Source organism: Arthrobacter sp. P1_B3 (assembly GCF_056406615.1).
Genome location: NZ_JBFTZV010000036.1, coordinates 17,244 through 32,570, shown reverse-complemented (window position 1 = coordinate 32,570; position 15,327 = coordinate 17,244). Strand labels below are relative to the sequence as shown.

Sequence of the window (15,327 nt, the reverse complement as noted above, 5' to 3'; positions counted from 1 at the left end):
ACAATGCCGCCGCGGAGACGTTCTTCTCGGCGCTGAAGAACGAGCGCGTCCACCGCACGGTCTACGCCACCAAGGCTCAGGCCAGACGGGATGTAATCCGCTACATCGAGGGCTTCTACAACAGCCGGCGCCGGCACTCCGCACTGGATTACCGCTACCCCAACGAGGTCCACTACAGTTACCAGCAGCCGCCCGCGGCAGCGTAGAGAAAACCACTAATCCGCTGTCCGAAATCTCCCAAGCGGCCCAGACTGCCTCGCAGATGATTTCCACGGTTTCGCGGTGCTTGAGTTTCAGCCAGGAACGGGCACCTGGGGTGTAGGGCTGGTCGTTGCCTTTGATCTTGCCTGTCAAGTTCAGCGTGTTGATGTGGGGGGCCGGTTTTTTGGCCTACTGTTCAGGATTTCGTGCGACGGTCTGACCCTGAACCGACGGGGGCCTCCGTTGCACCGAAGCTTTGTCGACGCCGCGGCCGCTGCGGACTTTGACCTGTTGGGACAGGTTCTGCCGGCGGGCGCGCTGTGGGTGAAATACGATTGGGCCATGGTTACCAGTGTTGATGTGGCCCGGCATCTTGGATTGTCGCAGTCGACGGTTTCACGTGCTTTGCGGGGGGATCCGGCTGTCGCGCCTTCTACCAAGGAGCGGGTTTTGTCCGGGGCGCGGGAACTTGGCTATGTACCGGATGCAGCGGCTCGCATGATGGTTACCCGGCGGACGCATGCGGTGGGCATTGTGGTCGCGGATCTGACGAGCCCGATCTACCCGGTCATTGTGGAGTCGTTGCAGAATCGGCTGCTGGAGCGTGGTTACCGGATGGTCCTGATTAGGGATCCGGATATTTCGCCGGATCCTGAGGCCGTTGATGTGCTCGATCGTGCGACGGTTGACGGGATGATCTTCGTGTCGGCGAGGGAGGGGTCCGCCGCGGTCCGGCGGGTCCTTGACCGTGGCACTCCGGTGGTGCTGTTGAGCCGTGATGATGTCAGCGTCGATGTCGAAGCCGTACTCGCAGACGACAGGGGCGCCGGTGAGCTGGTGATTTCCCATCTGCAGGGCCTGGGGCACACGAGAATCGGCGTGCTGTCGACTTTGCGGGACCGGTCCAATGGCCGTGACCGCGAGGACGGTGTCCGCGCTGCGATGGAGCGCCGCGGGATCCCGGTACGCGAGGACTGGATTCAGCACCTCCGCTTGACGCACGAGGACGGGGTGCGGGCGGCCCTGGAGATGCTTGATCGCCAGGACAGGCCGACGGCGTTGTTTTGCGTGACGGATGCTTTTGCGTTTGCTGCCATGGACGCCGCAGCCCAACTGGGGATAAGTGTCCCAAATGAGCTGTCGATTGTGGGATTTGATGATTCCGGGCCATCCCGCTGGGCTTTTGTGAACCTGACCACCGTGCACCAGCCCATTGCGGAGATGTCGTACGAGGCGGTCGACCGCCTGGCCGGGAGAATCGAGGGCGAGCCTCCCAGCCAGGCACGGAAGCCCGTATTTCCGGTCAGGCTGGAAATACGGGGGACGACGGCGCCGCCTCCTCAGGCGGTATTGCGGCCGCCGCTCAGGTCAAGCGTCTGACCGGTCATATAGCTCGCTTCCGCGGAGAGCAACCACGTGGCCAGGGCGGAGAATTCCTCCGGGAGTCCGACCCTGCCCATGGGTACCTTGGCGAGCAGCTGGGCGTTCCTTTCAGGGCTGAGGTCCTCAAGGAGCCGGGTCTTCATCATGGACGGTGCGATGGAGTTGACCGTGACGCCATAGGGCGCGACTTCTTTCGCTGCCGTTTTGACCAGGGCCACGAGCCCGGCCTTGGAGGCCGAGTAGGCGGCCTGGTGCGGGTTCCCTTCGCGGGCGGAAATGGATGACAGGATGGCCACCCGGCCGTATCCCTGCTGTGTGAGGACCGGGAGGATGCTCGCCAGGCCGTGCAGGCAGCCGTCCAGGTTCACGCTCAGGGTTTTGGCCCATCCGTCGGCGGGCATTTCGGTCACGGGAGCTTCGGGACCCTGGATTCCGTGGGCGAACAGCGCCCCGTCGATCCGACCGTACCGCTGCAGTACTGTCTGGACGGTGCGGTCCCAATCAGCCCTTCTGGTGACGTTCAGGGCCATGCAGTTTGTGGGGCTGCTTCCGTCGCCCAGCCCGCCATCGGCGACATCGGTGCAGACGACAGTGGCGCCTTCGCGTGCGAGCCGGTCCGCGGTGTCGGATCCGAGCCCGCCGGCGGCGCCGGTGACCAGGATGACCTGATCCCGGAAACGGCCGGGCCAATAGATCTCGGCGCTGGCGGTTCGGGGCCGCGGGGGGCTGCCTGCGGCTGCCCCCGGTGTTGTGATTTCGGTGACTTCGCTCATGGTGTTGTCTCCATTTCAGTTTTCAGGAGTGAGCCGATCAGATTCTCGGCTGCGGTGTGGATGTGATTGAGGTGTGCGGCTGTGCCGAGGGCCTCGACGGCCCAGACGTCAGGGACTTCGACGCTGACCGGCGCGTCGGGAAGGGCCGCCAGGATTTCCCGAAGCGGGAAGACCCCCTCCCCGGGGGCCAGCCTTTTCGCACGCGACTCGATCTGCCGCGCGGATCCGTTCACATCCTGTCCCAGCGGCATGCGGTGCGGGACGGGCAGTGCCGGGGTTTCGGCCGGGCCGTCACAGAGCTGGATGACGGTCACCGCCCCTGCCGGCAGGGCTATCAGCTCTGCGATGAGGCCGCCTGCGCGCACGAAATGGAGCGCGTCCAGCATGATTCCGCAGCCTGTCTGCCCGACCAGCAGGCCGGCGGCCGGGATGGAGTCAAGGGGCTGATACGAGATCGGTTCAATGGACGGGCGGATGCCGTACTTCGTGGCATCCTCAACCAGCGCCGCAAGGCTGTCCGTCAACCGGGCGCGGTCCGGATCGCCGCCGATGACGTTGAGCACAGAAGCGCCGAGGGCTGCGCCGGCCTCCAGTACCGGTTCCCATTCCTTGCGTCCGCGGTGTCCGTCCAGGGTAAATACTTCAATGTCGCGGACTGAGAGGCCCGTGGCCGCCAGGCGTTCAATGGTCTGCACCGACATGAACGAACCGGCAGCCATGGGGTACTGGGTTTCACTCCGGGTTGCCGGGTGAACCCGGATCCCGACAGAGGTAAAGCCCGCAGCTGCCGCTGCGTCCACCAGCTCCGGCGGACTAAAATGCAGCGCTGACAAGTGCGCCAGCCCGATCGTTCTGTTCATAACTTCCATCCTGCTCTGGGTGTTTGACTGTTATTAAGCGATGCGCGTATGATCTAAATCACTAAATGACTACGTAGTCATTAAAGCACTCAATCCGCTCGCCCGCAAAGGTGCAGCCGAGCAAACAAGAAAGGTTGCGGTGAACCGCAATGCCTAGTTCCCACACTTCGAGCACCGGGGGTACCGCCATGGGCGCCCTGAACCATCCTCCCGTCGTCATCAGTGCCACGTCTGGACGGCGGGCAGCGCTGGCCAGCACTGTTGGCGCCGTCGTGGACTGGTACGACTTCTTCCTCTACGGCACTGCTGCCGCCGTTGTGTTCGGGCCGTTGTTCTTCCCATCGGACAACCAGGTCGCCGGGCTGCTGGCCTCCATGGGTTCGTTCGCCGTCGGCTTCCTGTTCCGCCCGCTCGGCGGGGCCATCTTCGGCCACTTCGGCGATAAGTACGGCCGCCGCACCATGCTCTTCATCACCGTCATCATGATGGGACTGGCCAGCACGGCCATCGGGTTACTCCCCAGCTACGCCGCGATCGGCGTCGCCGCACCGATCCTGCTCGTGACCCTGCGGGCCATCCAAGGCATCGCCGTCGGCGGGGAATGGGGCGGCGCGGCCCTGATGGCAGTGGAAAACGCGCCGGCAGGCCGGCGCAACTTCCTCGCCACCGGCGTGCAGATCGGATCATTCGTCGGACTGCTCCTCGGCACCGCAGCGTTCGCCCTGGTCACCGCACTGACCACGGCCGAACAGTTCCTCGCCTGGGGCTGGCGCCTGCCGTTCCTGATCAGCATCCTCTTCGCCCTTGTCGGACTCTGGATCCGGGCCGGCGTGCCCGAGTCAGCAGAGTTCACCGCCGTCAAGGAAGAACACAAGGACGCCCGTGCACCGTTGGCTGAAGCGCTGCGGACCAGCCCCAAGCAGATCCTGGCCGTGATCGGCATGCGGATGGTGGACCAGAGCACCTTCTACATGGGCTTCACCTTCTCCCTGGCCTACGTCAAAAACTTCACCGACACCCCTACCTCCACCGTCCTGACCGCCTCGATGGTCGCCATGGTCCTCGCCATCCCCTTCCTGGCACTCTGGGGACGCCTCGCGGACAAGTACGGCCGGAAATGGTTCTACATCATCGGCCCCCTCGCCGCGGCCCTTGCAGCAGCACCATTCTTCGCAGCGCTGGAAAGCGGCGAACTGATCCCGATGATCCTGGGCTTCTGCGCCCTGATCAACCTCGGACACAACATCTCCACCTGCGTCCAGCAGACCTGGTTCACCGACATGTTCGACGTCCGGATCCGCTACAGCGGCGCAGGATTCGCCTACGCACTCGCCGGAGCCGTGGGCGGCTTCATCCCCCTGATCGCCACCGCCCTCATGGCCAGCAGCGGCAGCTGGGCCCCCGCCGCGGCGCTCCTCGCCGGGCTTTGCCTGATAGCCCTGGTCTCCAGCCTTTGGTCCTACAAGTGGGCCAACAAGGAACACCGCTAAAGACAAGAAGCAGGACGCAACCAAACCAACGGTGACGCGAAGACGAGTGCGCGGCAACCGGCAACCGAGACGCCAGTTGCCGCGCATTCACCCCCTGCACACAAAACACAGACCACAGATACAGCCAACAATTAAGGCCAGCGCCGAGTGAAGACCACCAAATCTGATGACCTGACCACATCCCCCGCCAAAGCCCTGGACTGCGACGTCCTCGTCATCGGCTCCGGCGCGGGCGGGCTTTCCGCTGCCGTAACAGCCGCCTACCACGGCCTGAAAGTCATCGTCGTGGAAAAAGCCGAGGTCTGCGGCGGCGCCACGTCCTGGTCCGGAGGCTGGGCCTGGACCCCGGGTAACCCGCTGGCCAAAGCCGCCGGCGTCAACGAGGACCCCGAACTCTTCCGCACCTACCTGCGCCACCGACTCGGCGCGAACTACCGTGAGGACAAGGTCGAGGCGTTCCTTGAGGCCGTCCCGCACATGGTCGGTTTCTTCCAGGACAAGACCAGCCTGCAGTTCGTTCCCGGAGCCAAGATCAAGGACATCTACGGCAGCACACCGGGCGCCGGCACCGGGCACCGCTCCGTCGGCCCCAAACCCTTCAACGCCCGCAAAATCAAACCAGAACTGCGCGCCATAATGCGCCACCAGCTCTACGAAACATCATTCCTGGGCATGGGCATCATGGCCGGGCCGGACCTTACCAAGTTCCTCTCCGCCTCCCAAGGAAACCTGCAGGGCCTGTTCCACGCAGCCTGGCGGGTGGGCTTCCACCTGTTGGACCTGATCATTCACCGCCGGAACATGCAGCTGGTCAACGGCACCGCCCTCACCGGCCGGCTCATGAAATCAGCCGACGACCTCGGCGTCGACATCCGCGTCTCCACCCCCGCCAAGCGCTTGCTCACCGACGGGACCGGCACGGTGACCGGCGCCGTCGTGGATTCACCCTCCGGCAGCTACACTATCAACGCTTCCCGCGGCGTCGTTCTGGCCACCGGCGGGTTCCCCAACGACGTTGCCCGCCGCAAGGCGCTTTTCCCCAAGACCCCCACGGGCCGCGAGCACTGGACACTCGCACCCAAGGAAACCACCGGGGACGGCATTACCATTGCCCAGGCCGTGGGTGCCCGCTTCGACACCGATGCGGCGTCTCCGGCAGCCTGGTGCCCGGTCTCCCTGGTCCCATACCGGAACGGACGCACCGGTACGTTCCCGCACATCATGGATCGCGCCAAACCCGGCAGCATCGGGGTGCGCCGGGACGGCAAGCGCTTCGTTAACGAGGCCAACGGCTACTACGACTATGTGGAAGGAATGCTGAAGGCGACCCCCGAGGGTGAATCGGTCGAGGCTTGGCAGATTGCCGACGCCGAGTACGTGCGCAAGTTCCCGCTGGGGATGGCCAAACCGCTGCCCGTCCCGCTCTTCCCCTACCTCCGCTCCGGCTACCTCAAAAAAGGCAACACCATCGAAGAACTCGCCGCAGCCTGCGGCATCGACCCCGATGCTCTGGTCAAGACCGTGGCCGAGTTCAACGAGAACGCCCGCAAGGGGGTGGATCCGGACTTTGACCGCGGCGCCAGCGAATTCAACCGCTACGGCGGAGACCCGAAGAACACCCCGAACCCGTCCTTGCGCCCATTGGAAAAGGGGCCGTTCTACGCCGTCAAAATCGTCCCTGGCTCCTTCGGCACCTTCGCAGGCCTCGCAGCCGATGCGCGCGCACGGGTCCTGGACACGAACGGGCACCCCATCAAGGGCCTATACGTCGCCGGTAATGACCAGGCCTCAGTCATGGGCGGACAATACCCCGCCGGGGGCATCAACCTCGGCCCCGCCCTGACCTTCGGATACATCGCCGGACGCGACCTCGCAGGAGCCACACACTACGAAGACGACGGCACCCCAGCCACCGAAACAATGACCGGGAACGATGACGCCCCGGACGCACGAAGTCGTCGCCGATGACGTACATACCGGAACCCGAAACCAGTCCCTGGAAGGATTCAGACTGTCAAGAATCGCGACCCCAACGCTTCTTAAGGAAGGGGCCCTGGGTCGAGCTTTGTGGATGGATATCGCGAGCCAAGGGCCCAAGGGGGGCGGCCCCCGCCCCCTGACCACACCAGCAGCACCCGCGGCAGGAAGCCCCAGCGAGAAATGTAGAAAGTGAAACCCGTGGAGAAGAAGAAATCCCGCTACCCGAGCGACGGCTTCGCGCCTCAAGACTGGACGGGCCTCCTGCCAGGACAACACGTGTGGGTCCGGCCCAACGACGGTGCGACCTTCGCAGCCGTCATTGAAACGAAGACCAGTAATTCCAGCGCAGTGTGGATTCTACGTGATGACAGCTTGCAGACCCGGCAGGTTTTCGGGCATACCGAGGGCATCCACGTAGTGCCGATCGAACAAGCTGCCGATCTGGCAGACCAGACGAGCGAGGCCCCCGGAAGGAACCCAGGCACCAAAATCTACCCCGGGTTCGGTACACATAAGATTGAATGAAGCTGCGCGACTCGACGAAAGACTGACCGAGGCCACAGCCAGTCTTATCAACACCGTCGCCGTCAAAAGTGCGGGCATCCTTGACCCCGAAACCCGAATCCACAGAATGCCGCGTAGTCTGGTCGTCCGTTAAGTTAGCCCAAAAGTACCGCCATAATGATCCGTCACACGTGCAACTTCCGGTACGGCGGCGGACCGCGTGGATGTCACCGCCGGGTTGTCGGGACCGCTCTCCGTGTTGCCTATATAAGGTATCGGTACACCGTGGCGCGGGAGACTCCGAGCATCCTGCCGATGTCGGAGGCACTGATTCCTTTGCCTTTGAGTTCTTTAGCTCGGGCAGCAGCAGCGTCGTCCACCTTGCGGGGCCTTCCGCCGTGGCGGTTGTTGGCCGCGGCCGCAGCGAGGCCAGCCTTGGTGCGTTCGATCATCGTGTCGCGCTCCAGCTGAGCAAACGCGGCCATGATCGTCAGCATGGCGGTGCCCATGGGTCCGGTTGTGTCCAGCCCTTCGGTCAGGGACCGGAAACCTGCTCCCCGCTCCCTGATGTCCTCAACAAGATCAAGAACGTGCCGGGTGTTGCGGCCCAAGCGGTCAAGCTTCCACACGGTGAGTACGTCGCCGGCCTCCAGCCGGTCCAGAGCCCTGGACAGCCGAGGGCGTTCCGTCGTGGACCCGCTGACTCCATCGTCGGCAAATATCCTGGCTGCGCCGGCGGCCTTGAGTGCTGTGAGCTGCAGATCGAGGTTCTGTTCCGTGGTGGAAACCCTCGCGTAGCCGATCACGGCCATCGCCGCCTCCAGATTCTCTTTATCCCGACCAATTCTCAGTTATGAGACTCCCTGTTCTTGGACGGCATTTCGAGACGGGCAGTGTCCGTCTCGCGACGGGGATTTTCGAAACCCATGGCTGAACGACCAAGCTGTCTCAGTAATTGATCATATTTGAGATGCTCGAGGGCGAGTCGGTGACGGTCAAGTGTCCCGTCCACAGACGCTGGTTCCGATACGTCTTACGAACGGCCCTGTTTGATTGCCGCATTGTGAAGGCGTCCCTCTCGGACGGCACCCGGGGCAGTTTCCGTGCGGCGAAGGTGGCCGAGTGGGATAATTTGGTCATCCTTCGAATAGGGGGCCATCATGGCCGGCCTTGGTGCTCTTCGACCTGGCCGCCGCTCCCGGGCATCCATGCCCCGGCTCCTGGCGGTTTTACTTGTGCTCGCACTCGGCGTGCTGTTCGCTGCACCCGCCCGAGCAGTCGACTACGGACATGACGTTTCGTGGCCACAGTGTCCGGGCGGTCTTCCGATGCCGCCGGAAGACACGGAGTTCGTGGTCGTGGGGCTGACGAGGGGACTCGCGTTCACCGAAAACCCCTGCCTGGACTGGCAGTTCCAGTGGGTGCTCGACCGCGGCGTCCGGGCTCAGGCCTACACCATGGCTACGTTCCCCACCACAGTGCAATACGACACCTACGGCGACGACGGCCCCTGGCCCGCAAGCACCAGGCCGGACCGGCTGCGCAACGTCGGGTACGCCGAGGGTCGCGCGGCTCTCGCGTCTCTCGATGAKGTGGGATGGCGACCGGAGAGAATCTGGGTCGACGTCGAGCCCCGCCCGCAACAGCCCTGGCCCAGCTCGGCAGCAGCCCAGCGGCAGGAGAACCGGTACGTCATCTCCGGGCTCCTGGCCGCACTGGCGGACGCCGGGTACCCGCACGGGATCTACTCCTATTTGAGCGCTTGGGAGGCCATCACCGGATCGTGGCAGCTTCCCGACGTGCCCGTCTGGTCACCGGCAGGGCGTCTCGACTTCGCCAGTGAAGCATCCGACCTCAGTGTGAATCGCAGCTTCTCCGGTGGCACCGTCCACATCGCGCAATGGACCGACGACACCTACGACTACGACATGACGTGCATCGGGGTCTATCAGGCCCACGTCGCGACGATCGGCTGGCAGTCGAGCGTCTCGGACGGCGCCACCGCAGGAACGACCGGCCGGTCACTGCCGATGGAGGCGTTGCGCCTGTCGGTGGCAGGAGACCGCCTGTCGGGCGCCATTCTGTGGAGGGGGCATGTGCAGAACATCGGCTGGCAGCCATGGACGATGTCGGCGTCCCCGATCGGAACGACCGGGCGCGGTCTGCGCCTGGAGGCGTTCGAGCTGCGGTTGACGGGGAATCTGGCCTCGCTGTACAGCATCAGGTATCGCGCCCATGTGCAGAACGTCGGCTGGCAGCCGTACGGGATCGACGGAGCCACGGCCGGCACCGTCGGGCAAGGTCTGCGGGTGGAGGCCGTTACGATCGAGTTGGTTCCGAAGGTCGCACCAGCATTCACTGCCGTGTACGCCGCCCACGTTCAGAACCTCGGCTGGATGGCGAACGTTTCGGATGGGACCGTCGCCGGGACCACGGGCCGGGCCCTTCGGGCCGAGGCGTTGCGCCTCAACGTGTCCAGCACGGCTTATACCGGGGACATCGCGTGGCGGGGGCATGTGCAGAACATCGGCTGGCAGCCGTGGACATCCTTGGCCAATCCCATCGGCACGGCCGGGCAAGGGCTACGTTTGGAAGCGTTTGAAATCAGGCTTACCGGTGAGATGGCGAACCATTACAGGATCCACTACCGCGCCCACGTGCAAGATTTGGGCTGGCAGTCATGGGTCGCCGACGGCGGAACGGCGGGCACATCGGGTATGAGCAAACGGATCGAGGCCGTGCAGATCCTCCTCGCACCCAGAACCGGCGGCTAGCGCGGGTTTCCCCCGCCAGGCAGACGCCGTCGTCGTCGTGGTCGGCACCAACGCGAAGGTCGAATCCGAAGGATACGACCGGGAGTCGCTCGCACTTCCCGGCCGACAGGACGAACTCGTCGCTGCCGTGAACCCCCGCACCGTCGTCATCGTCAACTCCGGCTCGCCGGTGCTGATGCTCTGGCGGAACGATGTCTCCGCCGTGCTCCTCGCCTGGTTTGGCGGGCAGGAATACGGTGACGCACTCTCCTACCCACCCGATGACGGGTATTGAGAGCCGCTGGGCTTGGTAATCGAGTATGCCGAGCGCCAACACCGTGAATCCGACGCTACCGTTCCGTTGGGCTCCTCTGGTGGGAGTCCGTGCAATGGGAAAAGTTGGAGACACAACTTCATAGGCCTCCGCGGCAGCCCGGCACCAGCCACGGAACAGCGTCAGAGGGACCCAACCAGGGTCAATGTACACACGTTAAAGCAAAAACCCCTCTGACGAGGGGAATGCTGTGCCCGAGGTGGKACTCGAACTGCATTCCCTCCCCCGCAAACACAGGGCTCCCGCGGAAACATGCGGAATCCGGCCCCAACCGGCCCCGGTACGCCCCAGTCCGAAGCCCACAGTGTGTACTTTGTACACACGCCAAATTGGCCAGTTCTGAGTACTGCGCCCCACCCCCGAGCCGGGTGCGGCTGTGCGGTATTCTGCGCCGGGAGCCTCCCGGAACGGAAAAACGGTCAGCCGCAGCATCACCCGCCTTCTGCCGCGGCGGACCGAATCTCCATTATCAGCCTTCGATTATGGACGTCACTGGACGAGAGATTCGCCCACTTGGAGCCAATACAAAGCCTCCTATTCGACTCGGCGTTCGCCGTGGCAGAACAGGGATTCAAATTCAGGATCGGGCCCTGCCGCGGATGAGGTGGAAGATCAGGACGACCACGGCTATAACCAAAAGCAGGTGAATTAGCCCGCCGCCGATGTTACCGAGCAGGCCGAGAAGCCAGAGAACTGCGATAATGATAGCTATCCAAAGCAACACGAGAGTCTCCTTCGTTTGGCGGACGGAAATGCTCATTTTTGCGCATCAGCTAGCCTGAAAATAGCCATACGTCGCCTAATTGTCCAGAGCGTGAACCGGCGCGAGAGTCCTTGGTAGCCCCAACGGCCACAAGCATTCCCCATGCCCCGATGATCGAGTCTTCTCGACTTGGACTCGTGCCATAGGGCTTTTTGGGTCATGCTGTTGAGCTTGCTGTTGCTTCCCGCCATCTGGAGCGGGGTCCCAATTTGACGGCCCGGCGCTGCGAGCATAATCAGGGACTTATATCATGTGTCCACAAGACAATAGACCTTGGCTTCCCAGGCAGCGATAGCTTCACGTCCAACCCATTCCGGGGGGATCTCGCGCTCCTGCGTGATCTCCACCCAGCGCTTGCCGACGGGCGTGGGCGGCCAGTTGGTAACTCGGTATTCACCACCATCCCCCAGGTTCGCTGATACGAAATCGGAAAAGTTAGCCACAACAACGACGCCGTTCGCGGTTCCTGGTTGCCCGCGTCGCCAGACCAACACTCGCTTCCCGTCGTTAAAGTCAACGTGGATGAAATCGGTGTCATTGACAGCAAGGGCGTCGGAGTGTGTGCGCAGGTGGACCAGCCGTGCCACATAGTCGAAGATCCGCCGTCGCCATGGCTCGTCGACGCGCTCGAAGTTAACGGCGTCGCGCTGCTTGGCCGGGTGCCCCGTACTCAGATCGTGCTCGTCCGCGAACTCGTCGCCGGCGAAGATCATGGGCACGCCGACGGCTGTCAGCAGGCAAGCGAAGGCCAACTTGATCCGTTCCTCGGTTTGGGCGACTCCGTTGTTTTGCAGAAAGTCAAACAGGCGTTCGTTACCGTAGCCCTCGACGTCGTGGCTGCCCAAATAATTCACCGCTTGGGCACAGTCGTCGAAACCCATGAGACGGCAGTCGATGAGCTTGCGAACTGTCCACTCGAAGCTCGGCTCCTTGGTGTCGTTGGCGCCGAGGATGGCGTGCCGCACCATCCGTTTGAAGTCTTCGTTCCACAAGCCGTCGAGGCGGCCTTGCTTCAGCAGTTCCTTCGGTACGGACAACTCTTCACCCACCACAAGGAAGCGGTCCGGAGTGCCTTGCCACTCGCTGCGGCCGAGTGCCTTGAATTCCTCGACAAAATCCCAGTTCGCGATGTTGTTCACACTGTCAAGCCGTAGGCCATCGACGCCGAAATCTGCCATCCAGCGCAACAGGAAGGCCTTCATGAATTGACGCGCGGGGACCAGTGCTCGTAATTGTCCGTCCAGTGGGTCGTAGCCGTTCACGATCCGCGAGTAGCGCCATAGCGTTCCTCCGAAGGCTTCCCGTTGGCCCTGGCCGCCGGACTGGCGGGCGTCTGGATCATCAGGCTCCGCTCTCGGGTCGATGTGAAAATCGTGGAAGTTGATGTTCTCAAGGGCCGCCCGAGTGCCGAACGCCATTACGACGTCGGCGAGGAATCTGATCCCGTTCTGATGGCAGAGATTAACTAAATTGGCCAGATCTAAATTGGGAGTGGGCGACGTGTTGTGAGTTGGCAGGCCCAGATCAAAGTCAGGGGCGAAGTAATTGCTCGTCGCATAACCCCACTCCCGGTTGACGAAACTGTCTGCAGGGGGCAGGAGTTCGAGCGCGTTGACACCAAGGGCCCCGATGTGGCTCCGTCCTGTTTCAAGGGCTGCCACGTCGGCGAAGTTGGCAGGGCCGGACCCCGGATCAATCAGTGCTGCGACGTCCCGGAACGTTCCTACTCCGATCTGCGGGTCCCCATGCAGGTTTGTCCGTGTCCAGCTCGTCGGCAGCTCATAGATGACTAGCCGGTTGTTTGCTGCGGAGCTGGATGGGTTGGCCACGGCGACAGGTACGAATTCCTCGCCAGCCGCGTCGCATCCCACGAGTAGCCCGCTTGAGAACTTTACGACAGAGGCGGGGGCACGATCATCGCCAGTATACGGAGGGGGCAGCGGGTCGGCGAGCAGTCGCCAGTCCACGGTGAACGCCGTCGGATCGGTACAAAGTATTCGTCGGCCGTCCCTGGACGGATGGCTGTCGGTAACCTCAAACCAATAATGATATACATGCTGATCGCTCAGCCCACAGGCGGCTGCCCCGATCCCCCACAACCCTGCACAACCGGGGATCTCCTCGAGATCGTGCACCTTCTTCGATGCAAGCGTCGGCGGATTTCCCGGCAGAAAATTGCCGATCACCAGCCTTGGCACCGGGTCCGTGTGTTGCGGCCGCCACAGCACGAACTTCGTTCGCTTCAGCATGAAAATGTCCGGAATCATCACAACCTCCACCCGAAATTGCCGCCTGTGCGGGCGATCGCCGTAGCCAGCACGGCTCCAAGAGCACGTCCACAGGCTCGCGGATTGAGCTGCTAATCGCGTTAACTGGTTAGTGTCACTGAAGAGGCAGGCCATAAGTGACGCTTGACTCTTGCTTGACCGGTTCGCGGGCGAGCCCAAGGAATACGTCGGATGCCGCTCCTCCAACTGAGGCTACCTGCGCTTCGTTACTCGGACGTTACTATACGCTCGCTACTGACGTCGACAACAACGATGAGTGAAGGGGTCAACGGCCGCGAAAGTTCCGCTGGTGCTGGACGTGGGCAATGAGTTGCAGGGACTCTCGACCACGGGCTGGGACCCCGACGGACTCCCCGATGACCTGCTCGCATATGTGACCAGGCACGTCGGATCCGACGACGCGGTGTTCATCGTGGACGAGACCGGATACCTGAAGGAAGGCCAACCGTTGGCCCGAGTCGCCCGGCAGTGCTCCGCGACCGCGGACCGGATCGAGAACTGCCAGATCGGCGTGTTCCTGAGTTACGCCACCGAGGTGGGGCGCACGTTCCTGGACCGGTAAACTCTATCTGCCCAAGGCCTTGGACCGAGGACCGGGACCGGTGCGCGGCCGCCCTCCCCGCCGAACGGGAATTCGCCACGAAACCGGATCTGGCCATCGGGATGATCCAACGGGCTCTGGACGCCGGCGTGCCCGCATAGTGGACAACAGGCGATGCGGTGTACGGCCAGCACTCCGGACTGCGCCGGGCCTTGGAGCAGCGCGGCTTCCACTACGTGTGGCCGTGCCGGTCAACCAGCGCGTCATCGCCAAGACCGGACCCCTCGGCAGAGGGTTCCGCGCCGACGAGCTCATCAAGTCTCTGTCCGGCCGTGCCTGGCGGACCCGCTCGGCAGGAAACGGCGCCAAGGGAGAGCGCCGCTATGCCTGGGCCCGTGCCCGGATCAACGGCACCAACGAYGGGCAGGCCGAACACTGGCTCCTCTCCTGCCGCTCGCTGACCGACCCGCCGGACATGGCGTATTGCATCTGCCACGCACCGGCCCGGGTATCGCTTGCCGAGCTCGTCCGCGTCGCAGGGACGCGCTGGGCCACCGAAGAAACCTTCCAGACCGCTAAGGGCGAAACGGGCCTGGACCACTATCAGGTCCGCCACTACACCGGTTGGTAGCGGCACATCACCCTCTCGATGCTCGCCCACGCCTTCCTGACCGTCATCCGGGCAAAAAGGCGGCCCTCCTCCCGGCGGAAGCAAGCTGATCGCACTCTCACTGGCGGAAATTAGGCGACTGCTCGTCCGCCTCGTCTGGCCCAGGCCGCCCTCCCCGGCCCACACCCTGGAACGTTCACGCTGGCGCTGAAGACACCAACACCGCGTGAGGCATCGCCACAACAAGATCCGCGGCCACACCCCATGAACGCGACTGTAAGCATTAGGAGATTTCGGACAGCGGATTAGCCGCTTTCTCTACGCTGCCGCGGGCGGCTGCTGCTAACTGTGTGGACCTCGTTGGGCCGGACGCAATCCAGGGCTGAATGCCGGCGCCAGTTGTTGGAGAAGTCCTCGATGTAGCGGATGACATCGCGTTTGGCCTGGGCGAAGACCGTGCGGTGGATACGCTCTCGTTCTTCAGTGCCGAGAAGAAGGACTCCGCGGCGGCGGCCGTCCCAGCAAACCCCGGCCCGTCCCATTGAGGAGCGCATGTCCAGGTCCTTGACCAGGGCGCGGAAGGAGGCGGCGGTGTATTGGCTACCCCGGTGCCAGATCGCCCCGGGACGGATCACCGTGGATTCCGCGGCGTTCCTGAACGCGTTCTCAACCAGCTCGGCGCGCACGCTACGGCGGGAAAACAAGCCCCTGAACCCGGCTGCCATCCAATGCCGGATCCAGGCACTAAGCGCCGAACTCCCGGACCCTGACCACCGCGAAACAGGGCACCAAACCCAGCCTGCCATCCGGGCAAAATCAAATGATTCCACGATCCGCCCTAGGCGGG

Annotated in this window: 13 protein-coding genes and 2 pseudogenes; 9 read left to right on the top strand and 6 right to left on the bottom strand. The window is 63.4% G+C overall.

The window, feature by feature from the left end; all coding sequences use genetic code 11:
- Together AC1D2F_RS22265 and AC1D2F_RS22260 are read left to right on the top strand one after the other, a co-directional pair.
- The coding region (locus tag AC1D2F_RS22265; protein ID WP_476966376.1) for an integrase core domain-containing protein at positions 1–206 on the top strand (206 nt) is incomplete at its 5' end.
- A gap of 76 nt (positions 207–282) precedes the next feature.
- Positions 283–1,581, top strand: coding sequence for a LacI family DNA-binding transcriptional regulator (locus AC1D2F_RS22260; RefSeq protein WP_476967733.1), 1,299 nt, complete (start codon positions 283–285; stop codon positions 1,579–1,581).
- On the opposite strand, the gene AC1D2F_RS22255 is transcribed toward AC1D2F_RS22260, so the two are convergent.
- On the bottom strand, positions 1,542–2,357 hold the full coding sequence (locus tag AC1D2F_RS22255; protein ID WP_229995469.1) for an SDR family NAD(P)-dependent oxidoreductase: 816 nt from the start codon (positions 2,355–2,357) through the stop codon (positions 1,542–1,544). The genes AC1D2F_RS22260 and AC1D2F_RS22255 overlap by 40 nt on opposite strands.
- The gene (locus AC1D2F_RS22250; RefSeq protein WP_229995468.1) at positions 2,354–3,217 is read right to left on the bottom strand and encodes a sugar phosphate isomerase/epimerase family protein; all 864 of its coding nucleotides are present in this window, start codon (positions 3,215–3,217) and stop codon (positions 2,354–2,356) included. The genes AC1D2F_RS22255 and AC1D2F_RS22250 overlap by 4 nt, the downstream gene beginning before the upstream one ends.
- A 149-nt stretch (positions 3,218–3,366) precedes the next feature.
- Between AC1D2F_RS22250 and AC1D2F_RS22245 the strand changes: the two genes are divergently transcribed.
- The 3 genes from AC1D2F_RS22245 to AC1D2F_RS22235 all read left to right on the top strand — a co-directional run bounded on the left by AC1D2F_RS22245 (position 3,367) and on the right by AC1D2F_RS22235 (position 7,212).
- Entirely contained in the window at positions 3,367–4,707 is a 1,341-nt protein-coding gene (locus tag AC1D2F_RS22245) for an MFS transporter (protein ID WP_229995467.1), read from the top strand.
- Positions 4,708–4,854: 147 nt separating this feature from the next.
- The gene (locus AC1D2F_RS22240) at positions 4,855–6,675 is read left to right on the top strand and encodes an FAD-dependent oxidoreductase (RefSeq protein WP_476967732.1); all 1,821 of its coding nucleotides are present in this window, start codon (positions 4,855–4,857) and stop codon (positions 6,673–6,675) included.
- 210 nt (positions 6,676–6,885) lie between these two features.
- Entirely contained in the window at positions 6,886–7,212 is a 327-nt protein-coding gene (locus tag AC1D2F_RS22235; RefSeq protein ID WP_229995465.1) for a hypothetical protein, read from the top strand.
- Positions 7,213–7,454: 242 nt separating this feature from the next.
- Here AC1D2F_RS22235 and AC1D2F_RS22230 read toward each other — a convergent pair whose 3' ends face one another.
- Entirely contained in the window at positions 7,455–8,003 is a 549-nt protein-coding gene (locus AC1D2F_RS22230; protein ID WP_364746409.1) for a recombinase family protein, read from the bottom strand.
- A gap of 516 nt (positions 8,004–8,519) precedes the next feature.
- Between AC1D2F_RS22230 and AC1D2F_RS22225 the strand changes: the two genes are divergently transcribed.
- Together AC1D2F_RS22225 and AC1D2F_RS22220 are read left to right on the top strand one after the other, a co-directional pair.
- The gene (locus AC1D2F_RS22225; RefSeq protein ID WP_476967731.1) at positions 8,520–9,965 is read left to right on the top strand and encodes a hypothetical protein; all 1,446 of its coding nucleotides are present in this window, start codon (positions 8,520–8,522) and stop codon (positions 9,963–9,965) included.
- A 13-nt stretch (positions 9,966–9,978) separates the two neighbouring features.
- Positions 9,979–10,215: pseudogene (locus AC1D2F_RS22220) on the top strand (glycoside hydrolase family 3 protein); the annotation flags it as partial.
- A 640-nt stretch (positions 10,216–10,855) separates the two neighbouring features.
- Here AC1D2F_RS22220 and AC1D2F_RS22215 read toward each other — a convergent pair.
- Positions 10,856–11,038, bottom strand: a complete 183-nt coding sequence (locus AC1D2F_RS22215; protein ID WP_476967730.1) for a lmo0937 family membrane protein — start codon at positions 11,036–11,038, stop codon at positions 10,856–10,858.
- Positions 11,039–11,289: 251 nt separating this feature from the next.
- Positions 11,290–13,308: an alpha-amylase family glycosyl hydrolase gene (locus tag AC1D2F_RS22210; RefSeq protein ID WP_476967729.1), complete on the bottom strand. Its 2,019-nt coding sequence runs from the start codon at positions 13,306–13,308 to the stop codon at positions 11,290–11,292.
- Between the two features lie 277 nt (positions 13,309–13,585).
- Between AC1D2F_RS22210 and AC1D2F_RS22205 the strand changes: the two genes are divergently transcribed.
- A complete protein-coding gene (locus tag AC1D2F_RS22205) occupies positions 13,586–13,891 on the top strand; it encodes a transposase (RefSeq protein WP_476967728.1) in 306 nt (101 codons plus the stop codon).
- Between the two features lie 223 nt (positions 13,892–14,114).
- Positions 14,115–14,501, top strand: coding sequence for a hypothetical protein (locus AC1D2F_RS22200; protein ID WP_476967727.1), 387 nt, complete (start codon positions 14,115–14,117; stop codon positions 14,499–14,501).
- 284 nt (positions 14,502–14,785) lie between these two features.
- Here the strand turns inward: AC1D2F_RS22200 and AC1D2F_RS22195 are convergent.
- Positions 14,786–15,166, bottom strand: a pseudogene (locus AC1D2F_RS22195) (integrase core domain-containing protein); the annotation flags it as partial.
- Between the last annotated feature and the right edge of the window lie 161 nt (positions 15,167–15,327).

Coding starts and splice junctions, on each gene's coding strand:
- AC1D2F_RS22230 (WP_364746409.1), bottom strand. CDS start 8,003: ATGGCCGTGATCGGCTACGCGAGGGTTTCCACCACGGAACAGAACCTC.
- AC1D2F_RS22210 (WP_476967729.1), bottom strand. CDS start 13,308: ATGATTCCGGACATTTTCATGCTGAAGCGAACGAAGTTCGTGCTGTGG.
- AC1D2F_RS22215 (WP_476967730.1), bottom strand. CDS start 11,038: ATGAGCATTTCCGTCCGCCAAACGAAGGAGACTCTCGTGTTGCTTTGG.
- AC1D2F_RS22245 (WP_229995467.1), top strand. CDS start 3,367: ATGCCTAGTTCCCACACTTCGAGCACCGGGGGTACCGCCATGGGCGCC.
- AC1D2F_RS22250 (WP_229995468.1), bottom strand. CDS start 3,217: ATGAACAGAACGATCGGGCTGGCGCACTTGTCAGCGCTGCATTTTAGT.
- AC1D2F_RS22255 (WP_229995469.1), bottom strand. CDS start 2,357: ATGAGCGAAGTCACCGAAATCACAACACCGGGGGCAGCCGCAGGCAGC.